Below are 23,291 nucleotides of genomic sequence, written 5' to 3' on the forward strand. Positions count from 1 at the left end.
GTTCGCGCGCGTCTGTCACTGACGTTACTGGCCAGAAACAAACGTAGGAGCGGATGTTATCCGCGATGCGCCGCGCGGGCGGCGCTCGATCTCATAAGCGCTGAAAATTTCAAGGCGAACACATCCGAACACCGCACTGCCCCCAAGGCATGCACCGTCCGCAAAGGGTCGAAAGCTGCCACCCGAGTGGCTGCATTCGCTCCGCAACAAATACTCATTCAACCAGTACAAGCCAAGGCCATCGCAACTGGTAGCTGGCAGCCTTCTCCCTGAACAAACCCGGCCGTGGGTTCAACTCATTCATCCTGAGCACGTTGTTCTGCAGGTCGTCCAACCCATGGGTGCTGTAAAGCTTGCCAGTGCGGACGTCAACGCCCAGGCAGGTTGAACGGATCAGGTACCGGTCAATGCCATCGGTTACCCGTGTCAAAGGCGAGTAGACGCCACCGAATTTCGCTTCGTACCACAGGTGCACGCGTGCCTGGTTGCGTACTTCGACATTGACGCCCAGATGCGCGCACGCCTGTTGCACGCGGTTGATCACGCGGTCCTCTGCTTCCCAGGACAGGTCTGGATCGAAATAGGCAATGTCATAGTCCTTGATGCCTTGCTCGACAGGGAGCCCTGAGCGGTGATTCCAGAAGCTCTGGAACAGTGCGCCAGCTGTCAGCATGCAGTCTGGAATGTCGAGCAGTGGCAGAGTGGCCGATAAAACCCGGTTAACCGGGTTCTCGTGAATGCTGGTCAGCAAGTGTTCGTCAGTCAGTGAAAACATGGGCACCGTCCTTGATGGTTGCAGGCTTTGCAGTGTGTGGAATGCGTCTACGCTAGAACCAGCCACTGCATTGACTGACCTGTCTACTGCGCGTTGGGTCAGTTCACCCTTGTGATGGACCTGTGAGGCTGGGTCATGACCACTACCCCTGAGCGTTTGCGTTGGAATCTACCCACGCTGCTAGGTCTCGGCGCGATGGTCTCATGCGCCAGCGTACAAGCGGACAATGCCAGAGATTGGCAGAACCTGCCAAAAGACCTGAACATGATTTTTGGTTACTACGAAGTTGGAGCAGGACCCGCTGTGGGCTGCTGAGGGCCACTACAGCTACACCATCAATCGCGCGCTTTGGGTTTCTCTGGATGCCACCTACAGCAAAGGCGGGGAGACCAAGATCAATGGCACCAATCAGGACAACGAGCAGGAAAATACCGTGCTCGGCGCGAGCCTGGGTTTCATGCTTTCGCCCCAGTTTGGCGGCCTGGTCGCGTATTCGGACACCGTTTCCGAGCAAAGTGGCTCACCGGATGTGAACACCTGGACGCTTCGCCTTCAATACGCCTGGTAATCCAGGCAATCAGCGTGGAAACAGCAACGTCACCGCAAAGCGAAAACCCCACCCTTGTGGGCCATTCTCCGCAGAATCTAGCCAATAGCGGGGGCCGGCCTGAAGGGTGAGCGGGTGCCCATCGACCTTCAGCAGCTGGGTCACGGTGAGGTTGAGCGGGATCGACCATTCTCTGGATTGCCAGTCGTAGTTCGCCTCACTGTTGATGCCAAAGGTGGTCAGCGAGCTATCGGTAAATGAAAGAAAGGGCTGCAGGAACGTCTGGTTGACCTTGTCCTTGCCATCGGCGGGGCTGCCTTCCAGTCCCCAGATGTGGTTGGCCAGTACTCCATGAGTCCAGCCGTTGGCCTGTTTCAAGGCAACTGCGGTGGGGCCGAGCCCCCATTGTTCATAGCTGAGTACGTCGTCGCTGCCAGTCGGGATCAGCACTGCCGGCCCGGCGCCGAGTATCCAGCCGCTGGCAGTCGGTTGTCTCGGGGAGAAGAAAAAGCTCTGGGTGATATCGCCCACACCGGATTTGTCCGCTCCACCGCCCAGGCCATGCTGGTCGATCACCGGGAGAATCGTGCGCGAGATCAGGTTCCAGTCATCATTCAGGCTGAAGGGCAGCACCGGTTGGATATTGGTCAGGCTGCGCTTGCCATCGCCGCTGGGCCCCATTTTCTGGTCCCAGTTGTACTGCACGGGCAGGCTGTACATGGCGGCCACCGGATTCAGCGCTTTCTTGGCGAGTTCTGCCGAGTCTTCCGCATGCCCGACCCCGGTGGGCACCAGCAAGGCAAGCAGATAGAACGGGTGGTGGTTCCCCTTCAACATAGAGTGCCTCGTCAGATGAGTTGCAACGTTGCGCGACCGTGATCTGCAAGCAGAAGCAAAGCATAGCTGAGGTTTTTTCCGGGACCTGGCCTGTCATTGTCAGAGCCATGCGCTAGCCTGATCCTCCAGACGTAGCGTGCCAGAAGAGCCTGAAGGGCCGTTGTTCGCGTTGACCGTGGAGCTAAGGGATGGGGCATCGCAACGAAGAAAGGAGTTTGGGTTCGTCGCTCAGTACTTGGTGGCGGCTGGCTGTATTGATCACCCTGTTGCTTGGCCCGGGAGGCATGGCATTGGCCGCCCAGGATTCAGGCGAAGGTTACGTGGCGACGGCTACTTGCCTGGGGTGTCATGTCACGCAGGCCAACGCCTGGAAAGATTCCGACCACGGCTGGGCAATGCGCGATGCCAACCAAGCCAATGTCCTGGGCAATTTCAAGAATGCTCGGTTCGACGAGGCCGGCGTGACGGCACGCTTCTTCCGCAAGCAAGGCAGCTTTTTCGTCAATACCGAGGGTGAAGACGGTAAACCCGCAGACTTTCAGATTCTGTACACGTTCGGCCACTATCCGCTGCAACAGTATCTGGTCGCCTTGCCCAGAGGCCGCCTGCAGGCGCTGACCATCGCCTGGGACAGCAGAACCAAGCAGGAGGGCGGGCAACGCTGGTTCTCGCTCTACCCGGGCCAACGTTTCGCCCCTGAAGACGCGCTGCACTGGACTGGCCGCTACCAGAACTGGAACGGGATGTGCGCGGACTGCCATTCCACCCGTTTGATGAAGCATTACGACGACGCTAAGGACAGTTTCGCAACCACCTGGAAAGAGCAGAATGTCGGCTGTCAGAGCTGTCATGGTCCGGGCCAGGCGCATGTTGATTGGGCGAACAAAGCCGCGCCCGCCAAACAAACGTACGCCTCGGCAAAGGACATCGGCCTAGCCGTTGACTACAAGGCGCTAGGCAGTCAGGGCCAGGTCGAACAGTGCGCCTTCTGCCACAGCCGCCGACAGACCCTTGGCGTCGGCCAGCTCCCCGGCCATCCGCAGCTCGACCAGAGCCTGCCGGCGACGTTGCGCAGCGGCCTCTACCATGCCGATGGGCAGATCGACGGCGAGGTGTACGAGTACGGCTCGTTCACCCAAAGCAAAATGTACAACGCCGGTGTCGGCTGCACCGATTGCCACAACCCGCACACCAGCAAAGTAAAGGTCGAAGGCAACGGCCTATGCCTGCAATGCCACAACGGCAATCCACCGGTGGCCCGCTTCGCGACCTTGCAAGCCAAGGACTACGACACGCCCGCCCACCATCATCATGCCCCAGGCAGCCCTGGCGCCCAGTGTGTCAGCTGCCACATGCCAACCAAGACCTACATGGTGGTCGATCCCCGTCGAGACCACAGCTTGCGCATCCCGCGGCCCGACCTCGCGAGCAAGATAGACAGCCCCGATGCCTGCACCGCCTGCCACAAGGACCAGCAACCGGCCTGGGCGGCCAAGGCGATCGAGCAATGGTTTGGCACGCCGAAGCGCCCCCCGCTGTTCGGTGAGAATTTTCAGGCGGTGCGCAACGGCGAAGGCATTCCAATGAGCCTGTTGAGTGCAGTGCTGGCAGACAAGACCAAGCCGACTATTGTACGCGCCACAGCCGCCGAGCAGATGGCCGACCTGGGCGCGCAGGCGTCAATCAGCCTGGGCTGGGCACTCAAGGACCCAAGCCCGCTGGTGCGCGCCTATGCTGCGTCCGGTTTTTCAAGCGTGCCACCGCAGCAACGTCTCAAGACACTGCTGCCCTTGCTCGAAGATCCCGCCCTTGCGGTTCGCGACGAGGCTGTGCGGGCGCTCGCCGATGTGCCCAAGGCGCAGTTGCCTGAGCAATCGCTGGACGCGTTCAGCACCGCGCTGGCGGACTACGAAGCGCGCCTGCGCGGCAATGCCGACCTGCCAGGCGGGCGCTTGAACCTGGCGGTGCTGTTGAGCCGACAGGGGCGCCAGGCAGAAGCCATGGACCAGTATCGCCAGGCATTGCGGCTGGACCCGTACTTCGTCCCCGCACGGGTCAACCTGGCCAACCTGGCAACGGCGGAACATCAACTGGATGAAGCGGAAGAGGTGCTGCGCGCCGGCGTGGCCCTGGCCAAGATGCCAGCCACCGACCATGGCAACCTGGCCTACATGCTGGCGCTGCTATTGGTGGAAAAGCGCCAGCCAGAAGAGGCGCTGAACTGGATGGAGACGGCCGCGGTGGCGCTGCCTGGCAACACGCGCATTCGCTACAACCAAGGCCTGCTGCTGTCGCGCATGAATCGGCGCGATGAGGCCCTGGTGGCCCTTGAAAGTGGTCTGCAGCAGGCGCCGGAAAACCCCGACTTGCTCTACTCGCTGATCTACCTGCATGCCTTGGCCGGTGAGCAGAGCGAGGCCTACGCGTACGTCCAGCGTATGCGCAAAGCAGCGCCGGACGATCCGCGGCTGCAGGGTATCGAGCCTTATTGGCAACGATACGAAAGTACTCGTTGAACTGGCGCTGGTGACTTTAGCGTCTAGATTTACCAAGTCGCCTTCAGCAGTGGCGAACCGTCGTGGGCCATCCCGCCCATGCCCTGCTGCACAGGAGTGGACCCGTGGACATACGCGAGCAGATTGCCGCGCTTGAAGCCAGTGTGGCGCAAAGTGTACTGGGCCAGGCGCATACCATCCGCCATGTGATTCTCGGCTTGCTGGCTAACGGCCATGTACTGCTCGAGAGCTTGCCGGGGCTGGCCAAGACCCGCACCGTCAAGGCCCTGGCGACGCACCTGGAAGCCAGCATGCGGCGCATTCAATTCACCCCGGACTTGTTGCCCTCGGACATCACTGGTGGCGAAATCCTCCAGCAGACCGCCCAGGGCAACGAGATCAAATTCCAACCCGGGCCGCTGTTCGGCAACGTGATTCTCGCCGACGAAATCAACCGTGCTCCGGCCAAGGTCCAGGCGGCGCTGCTGGAGGCCATGGAAGAGCGCCAGATCACCGTCGCCGGCCAGAGCTACCCGATGTCCGGGTTGTTCATGGTGCTGGCCACCCAGAACCCCATCGAACAAGAGGGCACCTATCCGCTGCCCGAGGCGCAGATGGACCGCTTTCTGATGAAGCTGCAGCTGGATTATCCACAGGTCGAGGATGAAACCCAGGTGTTGCGCCTGGTGCGCACTGAGGAACAGCAGGCCAGCCATCCGCAACAGGCGCCTGAGCGTCTGGCCCAGGAAGTGCTGTTCGCAGCGCGCGGTGCTATCTCGGGCGTCGCAGTTTCACCGGCGCTCGATCGCTACGTGATCGATCTGATCAATGCCACTCGTCATCCGACAGCGCATGACCCTGACCTCGCGCGCTGGATCAAGATTGGCGCCAGCCCGCGTGGCGGCATCAGCCTCGATCGGGTAGCGCGGGCCCATGCCTGGCTGGCGGGGCAGGGTTTCGTCACCCCGGACGATGTGCGCGCGGTAGTCCACCCGGTGTTGCGCCATCGGCTGCAGCTCTCTTACGACGCGATTGCCGATGGCATCGGCGCCGACCAGGTGATCGACCGGTTACTGGATAAAGTGGCGATCCCGGCCTGAGCGGAGCGAGCCCATGCAACCGACTCAGGATGGATTCGTTTACGCCTCATTAGGCCAGCTCATGGCGTTCGAGCACCGCGTGCGCGGCTTGAGCTTCCTGGCGCGTCAGCCGCTGGCCAGCATCCTGGCGGGAAGCCATGCTTCGCGCTTGAGGGGGAGGGGGCTGAGCTTCGACGAGCTGCGCCGGTACATCCCCGGTGACGACCTGCGCCACCTCGACTGGCGAGCGTCGTTGCGCTTCGGCAAGCCATTCGTGCGCACCTTCACCGAGGAACGTGACCGGCCGACGCTGCTGCTGGTGGACCAACGCATGAACATGTATTTCGGTTCGCAGCGCAGCTTCAAATCGGTCACCGCCGCCGAGCTTGCCGCCTTGTCGGCGTGGATCGCCTTGCACGCTGGCGACCGCGTCGGTGGCTTGGTGTTCGACGACCAACAGGTGACGCACATCAAGCCGCTGCGCAGTCGCGCCCGGGTTCAAGCGCTGTGCGCCGCGGTAGTGCGCAGCAACAACGCACTCAGCGCGGCAGGCCCGGACAGCGAACAGCAGATGCAGCTCGACAACATGCTGCGCGCGGCCATTGGCATCACCGGGCATGATGCCCTGGTGTGCATCATCAGCGATTTCGCCGGGGTGACCGAGCAGACCTTGAAGCTGCTGCGCCAGCTCAGTGCGCACAACGATGTGATCGCCATGCAGGTGTATGACCCCATCGCTCTGGAAGTGCCGGACAAGGGGCGGCTGACCGTGACCCAGGGCGAGCTGCAGATCGACCTTGAAGTCGGTCGCCGACAGGTGCAGCGCCCGCTGAGCGAGTATTTCTCCGGGCGTTTGCAGGAAGTAGCCCAACTGCTGCGGCGCAGCCAGATCCCGCTGATGATGATCAGCACTGGTGAGGAAGTGCTGGGCCAGTTGCGGCGCGAGCTGGGCCGGCTTTCGGGCGGTGCCCGGTGAGTACCCGGCCACCCGCCGCGGCGATCGACCAGCTCAAGGAGTTGCCGCTGCCGATACCGCCGTTCAGCTATACCCCGCAGACCTGGGGCTGGTGGGTGGTGTTGGCGATCGTACTGGCGGCGGGACTGGGCTACGCATTGTTTGCTTGGCGGCGCTGGCAGCGTGAACGTTATCGGCGCGAGGCGCTGCAACGCCTCAGCCAACTTGATGCGTCGCTGGCCGTCCCTGAGCAGCGTCTGTCGGCCCTGCGCGAACTACCCGAACTGCTCAAGCGTGTGGCACTGTCGATGCCCGATTCGCCGCCTGTGCAAAGCCTGTCCGGTGCGCACTGGCAGGAGTTTTTGCAGCAGCGGGCACGCTTTGCCCTGCCCGAGCAGTTTGCCGAGCGCTTGCAGACCCTGGCCTATGCCCCGGATGCGCAGGTGCAGGCGATCGGCGCAGAAGAACTCAGCACGCTGCTGCAAACCAGCCGGCGCTGGATCGAGGCTCATCATGTGGCAGTTTGACTACCTCTGGGTGTTCTTGCTGCTGCCATCGCCCTGGCTCGCCTATCGTTTCCTGCGCCCGTATCAGGAGCCGCACAGTGCGTTGCGGGTGCCGTTTTTCTTCGCCATGAGCCGGGCAGTCAATCAGCTGCCGAGTGCCTCGCAAAGTACAGGCGGTCGCTGGCAGGTGATCATCAACGTGCTGGTATGGGGGCTGCTGTTGGCAGCCTGTGCGCGTCCAGTGCTGGTGGAAAGGGCCATCGAGCACGACCAGCCGATTCGCGACATGCTGCTGGCGATCGATATTTCCCAATCCATGCAGGCCAAGGATTTCACGGATGCCGGCGGCCAACAAACGGACCGGTTGAGCGCGGTCAAAGGGGTAGTGCGCGACTTTATCGCCCAGCGCAGGCAGGACCGCATTGGGCTCATCGTCTTTGGTACCGGCGCCTACCCACAGGCACCCTTGACCTTGGACCATGCCAGCCTGCTGCTACTTCTCGATGAGGTGGGCGTCGGCATGGCCGGCCCGAACACCGCGATCGGTGATGCAATTGGCCTGGCCATCAAGCTGCTGGACTCGGCCAAGGAGCAGGAGAAGGTGCTGATACTGCTGAGCGACGGCAATGACACCGGCAGTGCGATCACCCCTGGGCACGCAGCGGCCCTCGCTCATACCCACGATATCGTAGTACATACCATTGGTATCGGTGGCCCCCAGGCCAGCGGCGAGGACAAGGTCGACCTGCAGGCGCTGGAAGATATCGCCCGCACCACGGGCGGGCGCTTCTTCCGCGTCGATGATCGCGGTGCCCTGGCTCAGGTCTATGCCACGCTCGACCAGATAACTCCGCACAAGGTCAAGACGTTCAGCCACCAGCCCAAGCGCGACCTGTTCTGGTGGCCGTTGGCTGCGGCCTTGCTATTACTGGCAGTGGGTCACTGCCTTGCTGCTGTGGCCGCGCCGTTGCGGTCAAAACCTGCGCAGGCGAGGTCTTGAGATGGATATTGACCTCAGTGCGCTGCATCTCCTTCGACCTTACTGGCTCTTGCTATGGATCCCGGCGGCGCTGCTGCCTTGGGCGTGGCGGCGGCGCAATGACCTGAAGCGGCAACTGCAGGGTACGATTGCGACGCACCTGGTCGAGCATCTGATCATCACGCCCCAAGAACAGCCGCGACTGCGGCCGGTCTACCTGCTGGCCGCGTTGCTCGGCATCGGTGCCCTGGCCGCTGCCGGGCCTACCTGGCAGCGAGACATTCCGGCCTTCGTCGACAATCGCGCGCCGCTGATACTGGCGCTGGACCTTTCGCCCTCGATGGATGCCGACGACGTTCCGCCCTCGCGCCTGCAGGCCGCCAAGCACACCCTGCACGACCTAGTCATGCGCAGGGCAGGGGCGCGGACCGCGCTGATTGCCTACGCCGGTAGCGCGCACCTGGTCTTGCCTGCGACCCAAGATCCGCAACTGCTCGACACCTTCCTGCAGGCCTTGTCCACCGACCTGATCGCACAAACCGGCAAGGACGTGCTGGGGGTGATCGAGGTGGCCAAGCGGCTGCTGGCAGCCGAGCAAGTGCCCGGCACCTTGGTGTTGCTCACCGATGGCGCCGATGCCAGTCAATTCGCGGCGATCCCCGCTGCGTTGAAAGGCAGCGACCTGCAGGTGATGGTATTGGCGGTGGGTAGCGGCAACGCTGGCGTCCTGCGTGATGCCCAGGGCCGTGCGCGAATCGCCAGCGACGGCCGGGCAGTGCAGGCGGATTTCGACGAAGACGCGTTGCGCAAGCTGGCCAGCGCCAGCAATGGCCCCTTGGGCAGCCTGACCTTGAACGACGATGACCTCGATTGGATCGAACTGCATGCGCAGCAGCACTTTCAGGCGGCTAAAGGCGACCCGCAGCAGGTGCACTGGAAAGATGCCGGCTATTGGCTGTGCTGGCCGCTGGCGCTGATTGCGCTGTTGTGCCTGCGTCGCGGATGGAAGGTGCACTGGCTGGCCGTTGCGGGACTGGCGGTGGTGCTGGGCGCACAGCCACAGAGCGCCCGGGCCGGGCCCGTCGCCGATGCGTTTTTTACCCCCGACCAGCAGGGGCGCTGGGCCTTCGAGCATGGCCATTATCCTCAGGCCGCGGAGCATTTCAGCGATCCTTTCTGGAAAGGCCTGGCAGCCTACAACGCCGCCGACTACGACCTCGCCCTCGCCAGCTTGGGCAGGCTCGATAGTGCCCAGGCCAATTTCTACCGGGGCAACATCTATGTGCGCCAGTTCAAGTTTGCCCAGGCGGTCACGGCTTACCAGCAGGCATTGAAGCAGCAGGCGGTCTTTCCTGAAGCCACCGCCAATCTCGCGCTGGCCCAGGCTTTGCTGAAGGACTACGAAGACCAGCAGCAGGCCGATACACCGGATGAGAAGGCCGACAAGGTGGTCGAGGACCAGACGCCGTCACAAGGTGCCAAGCAAAAGCAGCAAGTAACGCCCCAGGCGGCGTCCGATCAGGTCTGGCTGAATAACCTGACCACCTCACCGGCACAGTTTCTTCAGCGCAAGTTCCTGTTGCAGGACGCCTCGCGAAAAGCGGCGCAGGGCAACCCATGAAGCGTTTGCTACTCCTGTTGGGGCTGTACCTGCCGCTGTTGGCCTTGGCGGCGACCGAGGCCCGGGTGCAAACGCGCCTGGCGCCTGCCGGCGACACGGTGGTGGGCGCCACCGTCGAATTGCAGGTCGATTTGCTGGTCGACACCTGGTTCACCCAGCCACCGGTGCTGCCGGTCATCAATCTACCGGGCGCCACGGTGAGTGCACCCAGTGGCGAGGCCCAGCATCTGAACGAGCAGCATGACGGCAAGACCTTCTTCGGCCTGCGCTACACCTATCAAATTACCCCGCAGGCGGCCCAGACCTTCACGCTTGCGGCGCAATCCTTTCAGGTATTCCCTGGGCAATCGGATACGCCTATCACGCTTGCCAGCGAACCGTTGACGTTCGTTGCCAAGCCCTTGGCCGGTGATGCTGTGGGGCATCGCCTGGTGGCAAGCAACGTCAGCCTCACGCAACAGACGCAGTTGTCGCATTCGCCCCTGCGTGCGGGCGACAGCATTACCCGGCGTGTATTGACCCGCGCCGAGGGCACCCAGGCGATGTTGCTACCGCCGCCACCGTTGAGCGAAGTTGCCGGCCTCAAACGCTATGTGCAAACGCCCAAAGTGGCGCCTCTGAGTGACGGGCGAGGCGGTGCGAACGGTGGGCAGCGGGAAGACAGCGTGACCTACGTGGTATCGGCCGCAGGACACTACCAGCTGCCGGCCATCGAACTGCAGTGGTGGGATGCCGTCACTGGCCAGGCTAGGCAGGCAGCGCTGCCCCCCGTCGAGATCGACGTCATCGAAGGTACTTACAAGGCGCCGTTCTCCATTGACGAAGACCTGCGTGCGCTAGGCCGCCAGGCCCAGCTGCGCTTGCCAGCGCAACGGCTATGGTTGATCGGGCTGCTGGTGCTCGGCGGGGGGCTGATTTACCTCGCCAGACCTTGGCTGCAGGCGGCATGGCGTCGATTCAAAGCCTGGCAAGCGGCGCGGCGCACGGCGCGCTTGCAGTCTGCGGACTACGCCTGGACGTTGGCCCGCAAGCAACTGGCGCAAAGTCCTCCTGAGCTGGGCGGCCTGTATCTGTGGATCCGTCGCCGTACCGGGCGCTACACGCTGTTTGAATTTTCCCAGGATTTGCCCCCCTCACTGGGCGTTCGTCTACTAGACTGGCTCCAGACCTGCTACGGCAAGGCCACAGGGGTAATTGCGCCGTCGAGCCCGATGCTGAATCAGGTTCGGCGAGCGGCAGCGCCGGAGCGACGCATCCGTAAGCGCAAGGGCTTGAAACCACTCAATCCATGAACAGAGTCGAGCAGGGCAGGTAGCACAGAGGAGGGATGCTTGATGCTCCACCTTCAACGCACACGCTGGTGGCTGACGCTGTTGCTCTTCCTGCCCTTGCTGCTGCAGGCTGCAGACCCTCTGCCGTCATGGCGCGATGGGCCGTCGCGCCAAGCCATCGAAGCCTTTGTCGCCGCTGTGACCACCCAGGGCGGCAAGGACTATGTGCCAGAGGCCGAGCGGGTGGCCGTCTTCGACAATGACGGCACCTTGTGGAGCGAACAACCGCTGTATTTCGAAGTGCTGTTTGCCCTCGACGAGGTGAAGCGGCTAGCCCCCCAGCACCCCGAGTGGGCCAGCCAGCAACCGTTCAAGGCCGTGCTGGAAGGGGACCAGAAGGCCCTCAGCGACAGCGGCATGGACGGCATCCTCAAGATCGTAGCCGCCACCCACGCCGGGGTCAGCACCGAGGCGTTCATCGCCAACACCCAGCGTTGGCTGGCCACCGCCAAGCACCCACGCAGCCACAAACCGTATACCGAGATGGTCTTCCAGCCCATGCTGGAGCTCTTGCAGTACCTGCGCGCCAACGGGTTCAGGACCTACATCGTGTCCGGCGGCGAAGTGGCGTTCATGCGCGCCTTCGCGCAGGAGGTCTATGGGGTGCCACCGGAGCAGGTGATCGGCACCACCCTGGATGCGCGTTTCATCGATGACAACGGCAAGCTGTCGATCGAGCGGCTGCCCAAGTTACTGCACAACGATGACGGACCGGGTAAACCGGTCAGCATCGATGCCCGCATCGGCCGGCGGCCGATCTTCGCCTTCGGCAATTCCGACGGCGACCTGCAAATGCTCCAGTGGACGATGGCCGGCAGCGGCAAGCGCTTTGCCGGCCTGGTCCACCATACCGATGCCGTCCGCGAGTGGGCCTACGACCGTAACAGCCAGGTCGGGCGCCTGGACAAGGCACTCGACGCGGCAAGAACCGCGAACTGGACCGTGGTCGACATGGCCCAGGAATGGCAACGCATCTACCCCTTTGACAACAACCCGCCTCAATGAAGGAGACACCGCAGGCGCACAGGGAACCAGCCGAGTAGTAGGTCACCCGTGCACGTAGTCGTGGCACATGCCAGTAAACGTGAAACGGAGAGATCGGCTCATGAAGTTCAGTAGAAGATGGATACCGACACTCGCGCTCGCCGCTTCGGCAGCGATGGGCGTGTGCTCGGCCAATGCTGCGGAGAAGCCCAATATCCTGGTGATATTCGGCGATGACATCGGCCAGACCAATATCAGTGCCTATGGCCAGGGTGTGGTGGGCTATCAGACGCCGAACATTGATCGCCTTGCCAAAGAAGGCATGATGTTCACCGATTACTATGCCGAAAATAGTTGCACGGCAGGGCGGTCGACGTTCATCACAGGCCAGGTTGCCAAGCGCACGGGGCTGTCCAAGGTCGGTATGCCAGGTGTGCCGGTCGGCCTGCAGGCACGTGACGTGACCATTGCTCAGGCTTTGAAGGCCCACGGCTATGCCACAGGTCAATTCGGCAAGAACCATCTGGGTGACCGCGATGAGTATCTGCCGACCAACCACGGTTTCGACGAATTCTTCGGCAACCTGTACCACCTCAACGCCGAAGAGGAGCCAGAGCGCCCTTACTGGCCTAAAGATGACCCCGAGTTCCTCAAAGCCACCACGCCGCGCGGCGTGATCAAGTCCAGCGCCGACGGCAAGATCGAGGACACCGGTGCATTGACCCGCAAACGCATGGAAACCATCGATGACGAAACCACCCAGGCGGCGATCAACTTTATCGACAAGCAGGCCAAGGCCGACAAGCCGTTCTTCGTGTGGATGAACACCACGCGCATGCACGCGTTCACCCATGTGCGTGAGTCCATGAAAGGGCAGAGCGGCATGGTCGGCAACGAGTATGCCGATGGCATGCTCGAGCATGACGGTGATGTCGGCAAGTTGCTCAAAGCGCTGGACGATCTGAAGATCGCCGACAACACCATCGTTGTCTACACCACTGACAACGGCCCGAACCAATGGTCGTGGCCAGACGCCGCCACCACGCCGTTCCGAAACGAAAAGAACTCCAACTGGGAAGGAGCCTATCGCGTACCGGCGATAGTACGCTGGCCTGGCAAGATCAAGGCCGATTCGATCAGCACCCAGATGTTCTCCGGGCTGGATTGGTTCCCTACCTTGCTGGCCATCGCGGGTGACACCGACATCAAGGATCGCCTGCTCAAGGGCGCGGACGTTGGCGGCAAGAACTTCAAGGTGCACTTGGACGGCTACAACCAGCTGGACTTCCTCACCGGCAAGACCGACAAGAGTGCTCGCACAGAGTTCTACTACTTCAACGATGACGGTGAATTGGTAGGGATGCGATTCAAGGACTGGAAAATCGTCTATTGCGAGCAGCGGGCGCCGGGTGGGTTTGCTGTTTGGAGCGAGCCTTTCACCTGCTTGCGCGCACCCAAGCTATTCAACCTGCGAATGGACCCTTACGAACGCGCGGATATCGTTTCCGACCAATACTACGACTGGCTGACCAAGAACGACTATCTGTTCTTCCAGGGTACCCAGAGGGCCGCGCAGTTCCTGCAGACCTTTGTTGATTACCCTCCGAGCCAACGTCCGGCGAGCTTCAGCATCGATCAGATTCAGTCCGACGTGGACAAAAAGATCGAAGAAAAGATGAACAAACAATAGCGATGTGCCGCGCCCGCCATCGGCGGGCGCATTCTTTCATTACTTGCGCGGACATGACCGTGAGTCCGCTAAGGTTTAGTGATGCCCGCAGTTGTGAACCTCACCCGCGCCGACACGCCTGAAACCAACGAAAGGCTGGCGCCGTTGCAATGGCTGCTGCCAGCAGCGCTGCTGTTCATCTCCGGCGGCGCTGCGTTGATTTACCAGGTCCTGTGGGTCAAGCAGCTGTCACTGGTGGTCGGTGTGGAGGTGTATGCCATCACCGCTGGCATCAGTGCGTTTTTTGCCGGGCTGGCGCTGGGCGGCCTGGTGTTCGGTCGTTGGGCTGATCGCTTGCGCCGCCCGGTCAGACTCTATGCGGGCCTGGAGGTGGCGGTGGCCTTGCTCGGCGTGGCGGCGACCTTGGCGTTGGCGCAGTGTGCGGCACCGTTCGCCCGCCTGGAGGCGGATGTCGGGATGCTGGCATGGCTGCTGCCCTTCACCCTGGTCGGGCTGCCGGCGTTCTTGATGGGCGGAACCTTGCCGGTGTTGGTGCGGGCCTTGACCCCAGTCGACGGGCAGATGGGCGAGGCGGGTGGTCGGCTGTACGCCGCCAATACCGCTGGCGCAATAGGCGGCACCTTGTTGGCGGCGTTCGTCCTGCTGCCCCAGTTCGGTGTGACCGGGGCTGCTTGCGTGGCCGCACTGTTGAATCTGCTTGCCGCGCTTGGCGCCTGGGTTGGTCGCGCCAAGGGTGAGCAGGCGCTGCCTGAGCCTGCGGCCACGCCGCTGCCGCGGACACCGCAGGCGCGCTTGGCCATCGCCTTGTATTGCCTGGCCGGGGGCGTGGCGCTCGGGTACGAGGTGGTGTGGACGCAGTCGATCGTGCAGTTCATGAGTACGCGTGCCTTTGCCTTTTCCGTGGTCCTGGCCACTTACCTGGCTGGGCTGGTGCTGGGCAGTGCCGTGTACGCCCGCCGCGCCGACCGTATTCGCGACCCTTGGGGGTTGTTCGGCCTGCTGATCGCGGCAGCTGGTCTGCTGGCCTTGCTGCAGGTTGCTGGGCTCGGGCGTTGGTTGGTGGCCCTGCAGACCCTGCTGGAAAGCCAGGTGCTGCAACTGACCGGCAGCCAGCTGGCAGGCATGTGTGCGCGCTTCTTTGCGGCGGCGGTGTGCGTGGTATTTCTGCCTACCACGCTGCTCGGTGCGGCATTCCCGTTGGCGTTGCGTCTGGCAGTGGGCAATGGTCACGTGGGCCGTGATGTTGGTCTGGTGGTCGCCCTCAATACGTTGGGCGGCATCATCGGTGTGATGCTCACCGGGTTCGTCCTAGTCCCGCAATTTGGGCTGGTACGCACGCTGTTCGTGCTCGCCGCCGTGGCGGCGGTTATCGGTATGGTGGCTGCGTGGCGTGGCCAGGCGGTGCGCAGGCGCATGCAGGTGATGGTGCTGATGGTAGGCGCCGCGACCTTGATCACCGGTGCGTTCACGTCACCCCAGCGGCTTGCGCAACTGCTGCCCGGCGCCCGCAGTGGCGAACTGGTGTTCTACCAGGAGGGCCGCGGTGGCACGGTGGCGGTGGTCAACCAGCAGCGCCAAGGGCAAGCGTTCAACCGCCTGTACATTCAAGGCGTGTCCAACACCGGTGACGCCATGCCGTCGCTGCGCTACATGCGCCTGCAGGCGTTGCTGCCGCTGCTGATCCACCGTGGCGAACCGCGTTCGGCGCTGGTGATCGGCTTCGGCACTGGTATCACTGCCGGTGCGATGCTGCGCTATCCGGGGCTGAAACACCCGGTTGTCGCCGAGCTGCTACCGCAAGTGCTGGCAGCGGCGCCGCTGTTTTCGGGTACCTACGACGCTGTGCATGATCCGCGCCTGGACATCCGCCTGCGTGACGGGCGCCGCGAGCTGCTACGCAGCAAGCAACGCTACGATGTGATCACCCTGGAGCCGCCACCACCGTCCGCGGCAGGGGTGGTCAACTTGTACTCGCGCGACTTCTACCAGTTGGCCGCGTCACGGCTGCAGGCCCATGGGCTGGTCGCCCAATGGCTGCCGCTGCCAACCCAGAACGATGAGGACAGCCGCTCACTGGTGCGCAGCTTCCTGGATGTGTTCCCGCATGCGTCGTTGTGGACCACCGAGTTCCACGAGATGTTGCTGATCGGTTCAGCCACGCCCATGGTGCTGGACGTTTCGCGCATCCGCCAACGCTTCGAGCAACCCCAGGTATCCGCTGCGCTGGCAGAGGTCGGTGTCGATTCGGTCAACGCCTTGCTGGCGACCTTCGTCACCGACAGGGAAGGGCTGGAACGTTATGCCGCCGATGCGCAACCGGTGACCGATGATCGCCCACGTATCGAATACGCCGCCTGGGTGCGGCCACGGGAAATCACCCGTGTTCTGCCGGCATTGCTGGCCCTGCGCGTAGCGCCCGTGCTGGAGAATGCCAGCCCTTCGCTGCGCGCTGCGGTGGAGGAGGAGTGGCAGGTGCTGCGGCGGTTTTATGGCCTGTCGTTGCTGGCGTACAGCGGCAATCGCCAGGCTTGGCAGCGCGAGATGCGGGCCTTGGCGCCGATCATGGCGCAGAATCCCTATATGCGTTGGTTCACAGGCGTACGGCAATGATCGAGTTCGTGCTGCATGCCTTGCGTGGTAATCCAGAGATTGCCGTGTTCCTGGCCATTGCGTCGGGCGTTCTGGTCGGTCGGATTCAGCTTGGCAGTTTTCACCTCGGCTCGGTCGCCGGGGCGCTGCTCATGGGTTTGCTCATCGGGCAGATCGGGTTGGAGGTGCCGCATGAGCTCAAATCGGTCTTCTTCGCCTTGTTCATCTATGCCGTCGGCTTCAAGAGCGGGCCGGAGTTCTTCGGCAGCTTGAACCGAGGCACGCTGAAGTTGGTGCTGCTGTCGGTGGTCTTGTGCAGTACGGCGCTGGCGACGATTCTCTTGATGAGCCGCTGGCATGGCTTCGATGCCGGGTTCACTGCCGGGCTTGGCGCCGGTGCCTTGACCGACACGGCGATCATGGGCACGGCCAGCAGTGCCATCGCCCAGTTGTCCTTGGACGAGGCGGCCAAGGCGCAGCTCAACAGCCATATGGCGGTGGCTTACGCCATCACTTATGTGTTCGGCACCATCGGCCTGGTGGTATTCGTGGGCAGCATCGCGCCGCGGCTGTTGCGTGTCGACCTGGCCAGTGTTGCGCGGGAACTGGAGCGCTCGCTGGGTATCGAGCAAGAGGACGAGGCGCTGAGCGTTCCTTACACCCGCATCGTGGTTCGTGCTCATCGCTTGGCCGTGCCGGCGGCCGAGGGCATGAGCATTGCCGATATCGAGGCACTGCACGGCAACCTCAGTGTGGAGCGCATTATCCGTGACGGGCAGGTGCTTGAGCGCGACACGCAACTGCTTCTGCAGCGTGGCGATGTGCTGGGCGTGTATGCGCTGCGCGAAGCCGTTGCCGAGCTCAGCCAGTGGATCGGCCCCGAGGTGGATGACCCGCTGTCGATGTCGTTCGCCACGCGCACCGCGAACGTCGTGCTCACCTCGCGCAAGCTCGCGGGCAAAACCCTGAGGCGGATCAAGCATGAGCTGGTCGGCGCTACGCGCATGGGCTGCTACATCGTGGGCGTCAGCCGCCAGGGCCTGGACTTGCCGCTGCTGCCCGATACGGTATTGCGCCGTGGCGATGTGATTACCCTGACCGGGCGCACCAGCAGTGTAGAAGCGCTGGCCGAGCAGGTAGGGCGGGTGCGCCAGCGCCAGTACAAGAGCGACATCGCGATCCATGCGCTGGGGTTGGTGGTGGGGTCGCTACTGGGCATGCTGTCTACCCACGTCGGCATCATTCCGGTCGAGTTGGGCGTAGGCGGGGGCGTCTTGCTGGTGGGGTTGCTGATCGGCTGGTACAACTCGCGGCACCCTGATTTCGGTGCGCTGCCACCTGCCGCGCAATGGGCATTTTCCGAGTTCGGCCTTACGGCATTCGGTGCAGTCGTCGGTTTGCTGGCAGGCCCCGCCGCGCTGGCGGCGATCGAGACGCAAGGGCTGGCGCTGTTGATCTCAGGTGCCGCAGTCACCCTGATCCCGCCAGTGGTGACCTTGTACTCTGGCTATTACGTGTTGCGCCTGCACCCGATCATCCTGTTCGGCGCCCTGGCCGGAGCGCAGACCGAAGCGGCGTCGATGAACAAGATCATCGAGCAGTCAGGCAGCAATATGCCGGTTATCGGTTTTACCGTGTGCTATGCGATTTCCAATGTGCTGCTGGCGGTCTGTGGGCCGGTGATCATTGCGCTGAGCGGTCCCTGAGTCTGAGTTTTGTGGGTTCATATGAATTTCCTAAGGCCATAGCGAAAGGAGTGACGAGATGAGCGGCAAGAAAGCATTGATCGTGGTAGATATCCAGAATGACTACTTCCCCGGCGGCCTGTGGACCCTGAGCAAGGTCGAGGCGGCGGCGGCCAACGCGGCCCAGGTAATCGCCGCGTTTCGCAACAGCGGCGACCTAGTGGTGCATATCCGCCACGAGTTCACCAGCCAGGACGCCCCGTTCTTCCGGCCGAACAGCGAGGGCGCGCAGCTGCACCAGAGCGTGGTCAACCAGCCGGGCGAGCCGGTGGTACTCAAGCACTACATCAACTCGTTCCGCGAGACCGAGCTGAAGCCGATCCTCGACGAGGCCGGCGTCAGCGAGGTAGTGGTGGTCGGCAACATGAGCCACATGTGCGTGGACGGCATCACCCGTGCCTCGGTCGATTTCGGTTATCAGACCACCGTGCTGCATGATGCCTGCGCGACGCTGGACCTGGAATTCGATGGTGTGAAGGTGCCGGCGGCCCATGTACATGCGGCCTTTATGGCGGCACTGAAGTTCGGTTATGCGCCGGTGATGTCCACTGCAGAGTACCTCAGCCAGAACCCTTCCTAGGTTGCTTGCCCTGGAAGCGAAGCGTCAAAGGACTGAATGATGAAACGCCGCAGGCCGTCCACCGCATTAGACCCTTGTGACGCCTTGCTTCGATAAACCGAAACATTCATGGGTTCAAGCGGCCCCAGCCCGTGGGCCGCACCCAAAATCTGACAATGAGCGGGGACACTGCACCGGGTAAGAACAGCCACCGCCAAACCGCTCTCAACCGCCACGATTTGACCTGCCAGACTGGAGCTGTTGTAGACCACTTTGTAATCGCGCTCTTGCTTGGCCAAGGAACTGAGTGCGCCAAGACGAGCCAGGCTTCCCGCCTCGTAAACGGCAATAGGCAGTGGATCTCGTGCCCAGAGTTCGAATTGGGGCGATCCCACCCAGACCATGGGTTCCTGGAATAGCACCGAACCCCGCCGAGGTGAGTCGCTGGAGATCAGGGCAAGGTCGAGGTCGCCGCTGTCTATCCGAGGTATCAGTGTTGTGGATTGCTCACACGTCAACTCGATCTCCACCCCCTCATGCCTGGGAGCGAAGCGCTTGAGTATCGGCGTGAGGTAATGCGCTGCATAGTCTTCCGCCACGCCAAGCCGAACTCGCCCGGTAAGCATCTCACCGTGAAACGCGGCCTGAGTTTGCGCGTGCAGCGCGAGCATGCGCCGCGCGTAGCCCAGCAGCATCTGCCCATCCTCGGTCAACTCAAGCTGGCGTGGGCCGCGCTTGAGGATCTCCCGGCCAAGTGCTGCTTCCAGTTTCTTGAGTTGCATGCTGACGGCGGACTGGGACCGGTGCACCTCGATCGCTGCGCTGGACAGCGAGCCGGTATCAACCGCGGCGACAAAGCATTTGAGCCAGTCCAACTGCAAATCGCGAGGCGACATGACGTGTCCTTGTGGCTTTCGATAAACGAATACTTAGATGTCACATTATTCGCTTTTCGTCCAGCACATACGGCCTGATGATGCGCTGAATCTGAACGTTTGGAGTCATCATGCAGCTCGATACTTGGTTGCTTTACCTGATCACATGCTGCGGTATTGCAGTGGTCCCCGGCCCGAATGCGCTACTGGTCCTGACCCATGGCGCTTTGCATGGAAGAAGAAAGGCGCTCTTCACCATCAGCGGGGGCGTGATCGGTTTTGTCGGGATGATCGCGCTCTGCGTGCTTGGTTTGGGTGCCCTGCTACAGGCTTCGATGCTGTGGCTGACGGTGCTGAAGGTCGTCGGCGGCCTGTACCTGATTTGGCTAGGTATCATGCTGTGGCGATCAGAGCCGATTACGCTGGCCAACAAGGGGCATTCTGGCTCTGGCAGCTGGTCGCTTTTCTATCAGGGGCTGCTCAGCGCGATTTCCAACCCCAAAGCACTGCTGCTGTTCACGGCATTCATCACACCCTTCATCGACCCTCGCGGAGATCTCGTGGCCCAAGCGGCGATTTTGTCCGTGACGTATGCAGTGGTGGAGTTTGGGGTCGAACTAGGCGTAGCAAGTGCTGCGCACAAAGTGAGGCCTTGGCTGGCTCGGACGGGGCGTCGATTCAATCAGGTCTGTGGAGGGTTCTTCGTGATCTTCGGTGTGTTGATTCCTGCGCATTAGCAATGATCCTATGACCGCTTTGGGTCGGTAGCGGCCGCTGGCGAGTGACAGCTTCCGACCCATTGCGGACGGTGCATTCCTTGGGGTCAGTGCGGTGTTCGGATGTGTTCGCCTTGAAATGTTCAGCGCCTGTGAGATCGAGCGCCGCCCGCGCGGCGCATCGCGGATAAAATCCGCTCCTACGTTTGTTTCTGGCCAGTAACGTCAGCGACAGACGCGCGCGAACGCCTTGTTCGTACGACTCGGTATCGCGTCAGGCACCAAGGCGGCCGCGCGCAAATCTCACTGACATAATTGGCCAGAAACAAACGTAGGAGCGGATTTTATCCGCGATGCGCCGCGCGGGCGGCGCTCGATCTCATAGGCGCAGACGATGTCATGGCGAACGTCCGAAGGGTCGATGGCCGCCCCCCCTGTGCTTGACAGGGCCTTCTTGATTGACTGCAATGACCGACGTTTCAAGGACGACACAAGGAACCTGCCATGGCCAAGACGCCATCCTCCCCTCGGGGCGACTTGCTTCGAGCCCTGGTTTTCATTCCGCTGGGCCTGTGCCTGCTCTCCCTCACACTGTGGCTGGTTGAAGAACGTCTGGGCTTTGTGGCTCAGGCCCAACGCGCCCAGGGCAATGTCAGCGCGCTGAACGCAGGCGGCAGCCATCCACAAATCGACTTTACCGACGCTACGGGCAACGTGATCAGCTACCCCGAAAGTGGGTTGATCTTCGGCTACGCGGTAGGTGACCAAGTGGGCGTGTTGTATCGCCCCGAGGCGCCCACGGCGAGCGCGATCATCGATGACCGAGGCGCGCTGTGGGGCGCTAGCCTGCTGGCTGGCCTGTTCGCGCTCGTGTTCACCTCTGGAGGCGGCTACCACCTGGCCCTGTGGTTGCGGGTTTATCCGCGAAGGAAATGCAGTTGACCGCATCGCCCATTGCCGTAGAATCCCGCGCCCCAAATTCAACAAGCATGGCGAGAGGGAGCTTCAATGCAACGGGTGATGATCATTGGTCAGCCAGGTTCTGGGAAAAGTACCCTGGCGCGCAAGCTGGGCGAGCGCACGGGCTTGCCGGTCGTGCATATCGACACGATTCATTGGCAGCCAGGCTGGATCGAGCGGAGCCGGGACGAGAAGACGCGTCTATGCCATGAGGTCGAGGCCCGTGAACGCTGGATCTTCGAAGGCGGGCATTCGGCCACTTGGAACAACCGCCTGGCCCGCGCTGACATGGTGATATGGATCGACCGCTCTGCGCCGCTTCGATTCTGGCGCGTGCTCCGCAGAACGCTGCTGAACCGCGGTCGATCGCGGCCAGACTTGCCGGAAAACTGCCCGGAACTGCTGGCCAACCTGCCGGAGTTTTTCAGGTTCATGTGGCGGACGAAAACCTCGTCCCGGGAGGCGATAAAGCGATACGTTGCGACGGTGCCGTCGGGGTGTCGCGTGGTCTGCCTGCGGTCCGATCGGGATGCCGAGGTCTTTCTCGCAAGTGTGGGCACGCAGCCTGATGAGGTTGTGCAAGGTCATTAGGTGGCGGCAGGCGCCTGCCGAAAAGGCGCATCAGAACGTTCTTACCTGCCCAAGGATGGCCCATGGCGCTGACCAGCAAAATCACGACCTACGACCCCGCATGGCCGCAACGGTACGAAGCGGACAAACTGCTGCTCGCCCTGGCATTCGGCGATGAGCTTGCCGCCATGCACCATGTAGGCAGCACGGCTGTCCCGCAACTTTCAGCCAAGCCTGAGATCGATGTGCTGATAGAGGTTTCAGAGCATCGCAATGAGGCAGTGCGGGACGAGGTTTTGCTGACGCTGGGGTATGTACGCGGCAGTGACCTGTCGCAAGGGCACCATTTCTACCGCCGCAATGTTGGTGAGGTGCGAACCCACAAGATCCACATTTGCAGGTGTGGCCACCCATCAGTCATCCAGATGCTGACGTTCAGAGATCTGCTCAGGAACGACACCTCCCTTCGGCAGCGATATCAAGACCTCAAGCTTGAGCTGGAAGCCACCAATACCGGCGGCATGGCTGAATATCTGGAGAAGAAGGGACCGTTCATTATCGCGGCGTTGCTTGAGGTCGATAACGGGCGACGGTGATGGTCCGATGGTTCGAAAACGGTCGTTCGCGGCTAGCAGCTTTCGACCCATAGCTGCCAGCGCCTGCATTCAAAGGACTGACTGGACTGCCCCCTATGCTGGAGGCGGATTCAAATGGGGTTGTGCCCGACAACGCGGTTAACCAGGCGGACTGCTTCGCGAGACGGTTGCCTGTTACGAGCCGCTTGACCTCTACTTAACCTCAGGTTTCAGACTGTTCGCTCCTTATCCGGAGTGAGTCCTATGACCAATGCCTCTAACGCAGCATTCACGTTGTCTAACCCTGACGGATTGTACGATCCTCGTGGTAACGGATACTCACACGTCGCTGAAGTACCTCCCGGGGCCAGACTATTGTTCATTGCTGGGCAGGGCGGCGAGAATGCCGAGGGTAAGTTGTCGTCGGATTTTACTGAGCAAGCCAGCCAGGCCTTGGCCAACTTGGAGACGGCGCTAGCGTCTCGGGGTGCAGGCCTGGCACAGATATTCAAGCTCACGGTGCTGATCGTCGATCACGACCAAGATCGCTTGCACGCCTGGGTCGCGCAGGCAAACCGCATCTGGGGGCAAGGGCGGCAACCTGTCTGCACGTTGATTCCGGTACCGCGTCTGGCACTGGATGGCATGTTGATTGAAATTGATGCGGTGGCCGCTGGCGAGTGACTGCTCCCGACCTATTGCGGACGGTGCATGCCTTGGGGTCAGTGCAGTGTTCGGATGTGTTCGCCTTGAAATGTTCAGCGCCTATGAGATCGAGCGCCGCCCGCGCGGCGCATCGCGGATAACATCCGCTCCTACGTTTGTTTTTGGCCAATTATGTCAGTGAGATTTGCGCGCGGCCGCCTGGGTGCCTGACGCGATACCGAGTCGCGCGAACAAGGC

At 62.0% G+C, this 23,291-nt stretch carries 20 protein-coding genes and 1 pseudogene; 18 read left to right on the top strand and 3 right to left on the bottom strand.

Annotated features, from left to right (window positions below; all coding sequences use genetic code 11):
- Nucleotides 1–214: 214 nt before the first annotated feature.
- Nucleotides 215–775 carry a nucleotidyltransferase family protein gene (locus ACIPZF_RS17605; protein WP_400801617.1) on the bottom strand — a complete coding sequence of 187 codons (561 nt, stop codon included), beginning with the start codon at nucleotides 773–775 and terminating at the stop codon, nucleotides 215–217.
- 280 nt (nucleotides 776–1,055) lie between these two features.
- Between ACIPZF_RS17605 and ACIPZF_RS17610 the strand changes: the two are divergent.
- A pseudogene (locus ACIPZF_RS17610) lies at nucleotides 1,056–1,343 on the top strand (transporter); the annotation flags it as partial.
- Nucleotides 1,344–1,352: 9 nt separating this feature from the next.
- Here the strand turns inward: ACIPZF_RS17610 and ACIPZF_RS17615 are convergent.
- A complete protein-coding gene (locus ACIPZF_RS17615) occupies nucleotides 1,353–2,159 on the bottom strand; it encodes a transporter (RefSeq protein WP_400801619.1) in 807 nt (268 codons plus the stop codon).
- Between the two features lie 188 nt (nucleotides 2,160–2,347).
- Here ACIPZF_RS17615 and ACIPZF_RS17620 point away from each other — a divergent pair, with 188 nt between their 5' ends.
- The 12 genes from ACIPZF_RS17620 (at nucleotide 2,348) to ACIPZF_RS17675 (ending at nucleotide 18,713) form a co-directional block, all read left to right on the top strand.
- Entirely contained in the window at nucleotides 2,348–4,675 is a 2,328-nt protein-coding gene (locus tag ACIPZF_RS17620; RefSeq protein ID WP_400801620.1) for a tetratricopeptide repeat protein, read from the top strand.
- Between the two features lie 104 nt (nucleotides 4,676–4,779).
- Nucleotides 4,780–5,754, top strand: coding sequence for an AAA family ATPase (locus tag ACIPZF_RS17625; protein WP_400801622.1), 975 nt, complete (start codon nucleotides 4,780–4,782; stop codon nucleotides 5,752–5,754).
- A gap of 13 nt (nucleotides 5,755–5,767) precedes the next feature.
- Nucleotides 5,768–6,709 carry a DUF58 domain-containing protein gene (locus ACIPZF_RS17630; RefSeq protein ID WP_400801624.1) on the top strand — a complete coding sequence of 314 codons (942 nt, stop codon included), beginning with the start codon at nucleotides 5,768–5,770 and terminating at the stop codon, nucleotides 6,707–6,709.
- On the top strand, nucleotides 6,706–7,215 hold the full coding sequence (locus tag ACIPZF_RS17635; protein WP_400801626.1) for a DUF4381 domain-containing protein: 510 nt from the start codon (nucleotides 6,706–6,708) through the stop codon (nucleotides 7,213–7,215). Before ACIPZF_RS17630 ends, ACIPZF_RS17635 begins: the two co-directional genes overlap by 4 nt.
- A complete protein-coding gene (locus ACIPZF_RS17640) occupies nucleotides 7,202–8,194 on the top strand; it encodes a vWA domain-containing protein (protein ID WP_400801628.1) in 993 nt (330 codons plus the stop codon). The genes ACIPZF_RS17635 and ACIPZF_RS17640 overlap by 14 nt, the downstream gene beginning before the upstream one ends.
- A 1-nt stretch (nucleotide 8,195) precedes the next feature.
- Nucleotides 8,196–9,794 (top strand): VWA domain-containing protein, encoded by a 1,599-nt coding sequence (locus tag ACIPZF_RS17645; protein WP_400801630.1) that lies wholly within the window; start codon nucleotides 8,196–8,198, stop codon nucleotides 9,792–9,794.
- Nucleotides 9,791–11,086 carry a hypothetical protein gene (locus ACIPZF_RS17650; protein ID WP_400801632.1) on the top strand — a complete coding sequence of 432 codons (1,296 nt, stop codon included), beginning with the start codon at nucleotides 9,791–9,793 and terminating at the stop codon, nucleotides 11,084–11,086. Before ACIPZF_RS17645 ends, ACIPZF_RS17650 begins: the two co-directional genes overlap by 4 nt.
- 42 nt (nucleotides 11,087–11,128) lie before the next feature.
- Nucleotides 11,129–12,130, top strand: a complete 1,002-nt coding sequence (locus tag ACIPZF_RS17655; RefSeq protein ID WP_400801633.1) for an HAD family hydrolase — start codon at nucleotides 11,129–11,131, stop codon at nucleotides 12,128–12,130.
- A gap of 100 nt (nucleotides 12,131–12,230) precedes the next feature.
- On the top strand, nucleotides 12,231–13,799 hold the full coding sequence (locus tag ACIPZF_RS17660; RefSeq protein WP_400801635.1) for an arylsulfatase: 1,569 nt from the start codon (nucleotides 12,231–12,233) through the stop codon (nucleotides 13,797–13,799).
- Between the two features lie 81 nt (nucleotides 13,800–13,880).
- Nucleotides 13,881–16,409, top strand: coding sequence for a fused MFS/spermidine synthase (locus ACIPZF_RS17665; protein WP_400801637.1), 2,529 nt, complete (start codon nucleotides 13,881–13,883; stop codon nucleotides 16,407–16,409).
- On the top strand, nucleotides 16,406–18,094 hold the full coding sequence (gene aspT / locus ACIPZF_RS17670) for an aspartate-alanine antiporter (RefSeq protein ID WP_400801639.1): 1,689 nt from the start codon (nucleotides 16,406–16,408) through the stop codon (nucleotides 18,092–18,094). Before ACIPZF_RS17665 ends, aspT begins: the two co-directional genes overlap by 4 nt.
- A gap of 58 nt (nucleotides 18,095–18,152) precedes the next feature.
- The gene (locus tag ACIPZF_RS17675; protein ID WP_400801640.1) at nucleotides 18,153–18,713 is read left to right on the top strand and encodes a cysteine hydrolase family protein; all 561 of its coding nucleotides are present in this window, start codon (nucleotides 18,153–18,155) and stop codon (nucleotides 18,711–18,713) included.
- Here ACIPZF_RS17675 and ACIPZF_RS17680 read toward each other — a convergent pair.
- Complete coding sequence (locus tag ACIPZF_RS17680) at nucleotides 18,710–19,588, bottom strand: LysR family transcriptional regulator (protein WP_400801642.1); 879 nt, start codon at nucleotides 19,586–19,588, stop codon at nucleotides 18,710–18,712. The genes ACIPZF_RS17675 and ACIPZF_RS17680 overlap by 4 nt on opposite strands.
- Before the next feature lie 110 nt (nucleotides 19,589–19,698).
- On the opposite strand from ACIPZF_RS17680, the gene ACIPZF_RS17685 reads away from it, so the two are divergent.
- From ACIPZF_RS17685 to ACIPZF_RS17705, 5 genes are all read left to right on the top strand, one after another.
- The gene (locus ACIPZF_RS17685) at nucleotides 19,699–20,304 is read left to right on the top strand and encodes a LysE family translocator (protein WP_400801643.1); all 606 of its coding nucleotides are present in this window, start codon (nucleotides 19,699–19,701) and stop codon (nucleotides 20,302–20,304) included.
- A 483-nt stretch (nucleotides 20,305–20,787) separates the two neighbouring features.
- On the top strand, nucleotides 20,788–21,225 hold the full coding sequence (locus ACIPZF_RS17690; RefSeq protein ID WP_400801645.1) for a DUF3592 domain-containing protein: 438 nt from the start codon (nucleotides 20,788–20,790) through the stop codon (nucleotides 21,223–21,225).
- 66 nt (nucleotides 21,226–21,291) lie between these two features.
- The gene (locus ACIPZF_RS17695; RefSeq protein WP_400801647.1) at nucleotides 21,292–21,834 is read left to right on the top strand and encodes an AAA family ATPase; all 543 of its coding nucleotides are present in this window, start codon (nucleotides 21,292–21,294) and stop codon (nucleotides 21,832–21,834) included.
- Nucleotides 21,835–21,896: 62 nt separating this feature from the next.
- Nucleotides 21,897–22,409: a GrpB family protein gene (locus ACIPZF_RS17700; RefSeq protein ID WP_400801648.1), complete on the top strand. Its 513-nt coding sequence runs from the start codon at nucleotides 21,897–21,899 to the stop codon at nucleotides 22,407–22,409.
- 243 nt (nucleotides 22,410–22,652) lie between these two features.
- Complete coding sequence (locus ACIPZF_RS17705; RefSeq protein ID WP_400801650.1) at nucleotides 22,653–23,072, top strand: RidA family protein; 420 nt, start codon at nucleotides 22,653–22,655, stop codon at nucleotides 23,070–23,072.
- Nucleotides 23,073–23,291: the final 219 nt, after the last annotated feature.

This window comes from Pseudomonas sp. NPDC089752 (assembly GCF_044748725.1).
GTDB lineage: Bacteria > Pseudomonadota > Gammaproteobacteria > Pseudomonadales > Pseudomonadaceae > Aquipseudomonas.

What these genes read in the sequence shown, in the direction of transcription:
- ACIPZF_RS17615 (WP_400801619.1), bottom strand. Translation starts at nt 2,159, where the DNA reads ATGTTGAAGGGGAACCACCACCCGTTCTATCTGCTTGCCTTGCTGGTG.
- ACIPZF_RS17705 (WP_400801650.1), top strand. Translation starts at nt 22,653, where the DNA reads ATGACCAATGCCTCTAACGCAGCATTCACGTTGTCTAACCCTGACGGA.
- ACIPZF_RS17655 (WP_400801633.1), top strand. Translation starts at nt 11,129, where the DNA reads ATGCTCCACCTTCAACGCACACGCTGGTGGCTGACGCTGTTGCTCTTC.
- ACIPZF_RS17690 (WP_400801645.1), top strand. Translation starts at nt 20,788, where the DNA reads ATGGCCAAGACGCCATCCTCCCCTCGGGGCGACTTGCTTCGAGCCCTG.
- ACIPZF_RS17620 (WP_400801620.1), top strand. Translation starts at nt 2,348, where the DNA reads ATGGGGCATCGCAACGAAGAAAGGAGTTTGGGTTCGTCGCTCAGTACT.
- ACIPZF_RS17680 (WP_400801642.1), bottom strand. Translation starts at nt 19,588, where the DNA reads ATGTCGCCTCGCGATTTGCAGTTGGACTGGCTCAAATGCTTTGTCGCC.
- ACIPZF_RS17630 (WP_400801624.1), top strand. Translation starts at nt 5,768, where the DNA reads ATGCAACCGACTCAGGATGGATTCGTTTACGCCTCATTAGGCCAGCTC.
- ACIPZF_RS17685 (WP_400801643.1), top strand. Translation starts at nt 19,699, where the DNA reads ATGCAGCTCGATACTTGGTTGCTTTACCTGATCACATGCTGCGGTATT.
- ACIPZF_RS17700 (WP_400801648.1), top strand. Translation starts at nt 21,897, where the DNA reads ATGGCGCTGACCAGCAAAATCACGACCTACGACCCCGCATGGCCGCAA.
- ACIPZF_RS17645 (WP_400801630.1), top strand. Translation starts at nt 8,196, where the DNA reads ATGGATATTGACCTCAGTGCGCTGCATCTCCTTCGACCTTACTGGCTC.
- ACIPZF_RS17695 (WP_400801647.1), top strand. Translation starts at nt 21,292, where the DNA reads ATGCAACGGGTGATGATCATTGGTCAGCCAGGTTCTGGGAAAAGTACC.
- ACIPZF_RS17650 (WP_400801632.1), top strand. Translation starts at nt 9,791, where the DNA reads ATGAAGCGTTTGCTACTCCTGTTGGGGCTGTACCTGCCGCTGTTGGCC.
- ACIPZF_RS17605 (WP_400801617.1), bottom strand. Translation starts at nt 775, where the DNA reads ATGTTTTCACTGACTGACGAACACTTGCTGACCAGCATTCACGAGAAC.
- ACIPZF_RS17665 (WP_400801637.1), top strand. Translation starts at nt 13,881, where the DNA reads ATGCCCGCAGTTGTGAACCTCACCCGCGCCGACACGCCTGAAACCAAC.
- ACIPZF_RS17675 (WP_400801640.1), top strand. Translation starts at nt 18,153, where the DNA reads ATGAGCGGCAAGAAAGCATTGATCGTGGTAGATATCCAGAATGACTAC.
- ACIPZF_RS17640 (WP_400801628.1), top strand. Translation starts at nt 7,202, where the DNA reads ATGTGGCAGTTTGACTACCTCTGGGTGTTCTTGCTGCTGCCATCGCCC.
- ACIPZF_RS17660 (WP_400801635.1), top strand. Translation starts at nt 12,231, where the DNA reads ATGAAGTTCAGTAGAAGATGGATACCGACACTCGCGCTCGCCGCTTCG.
- aspT (WP_400801639.1), top strand. Translation starts at nt 16,406, where the DNA reads ATGATCGAGTTCGTGCTGCATGCCTTGCGTGGTAATCCAGAGATTGCC.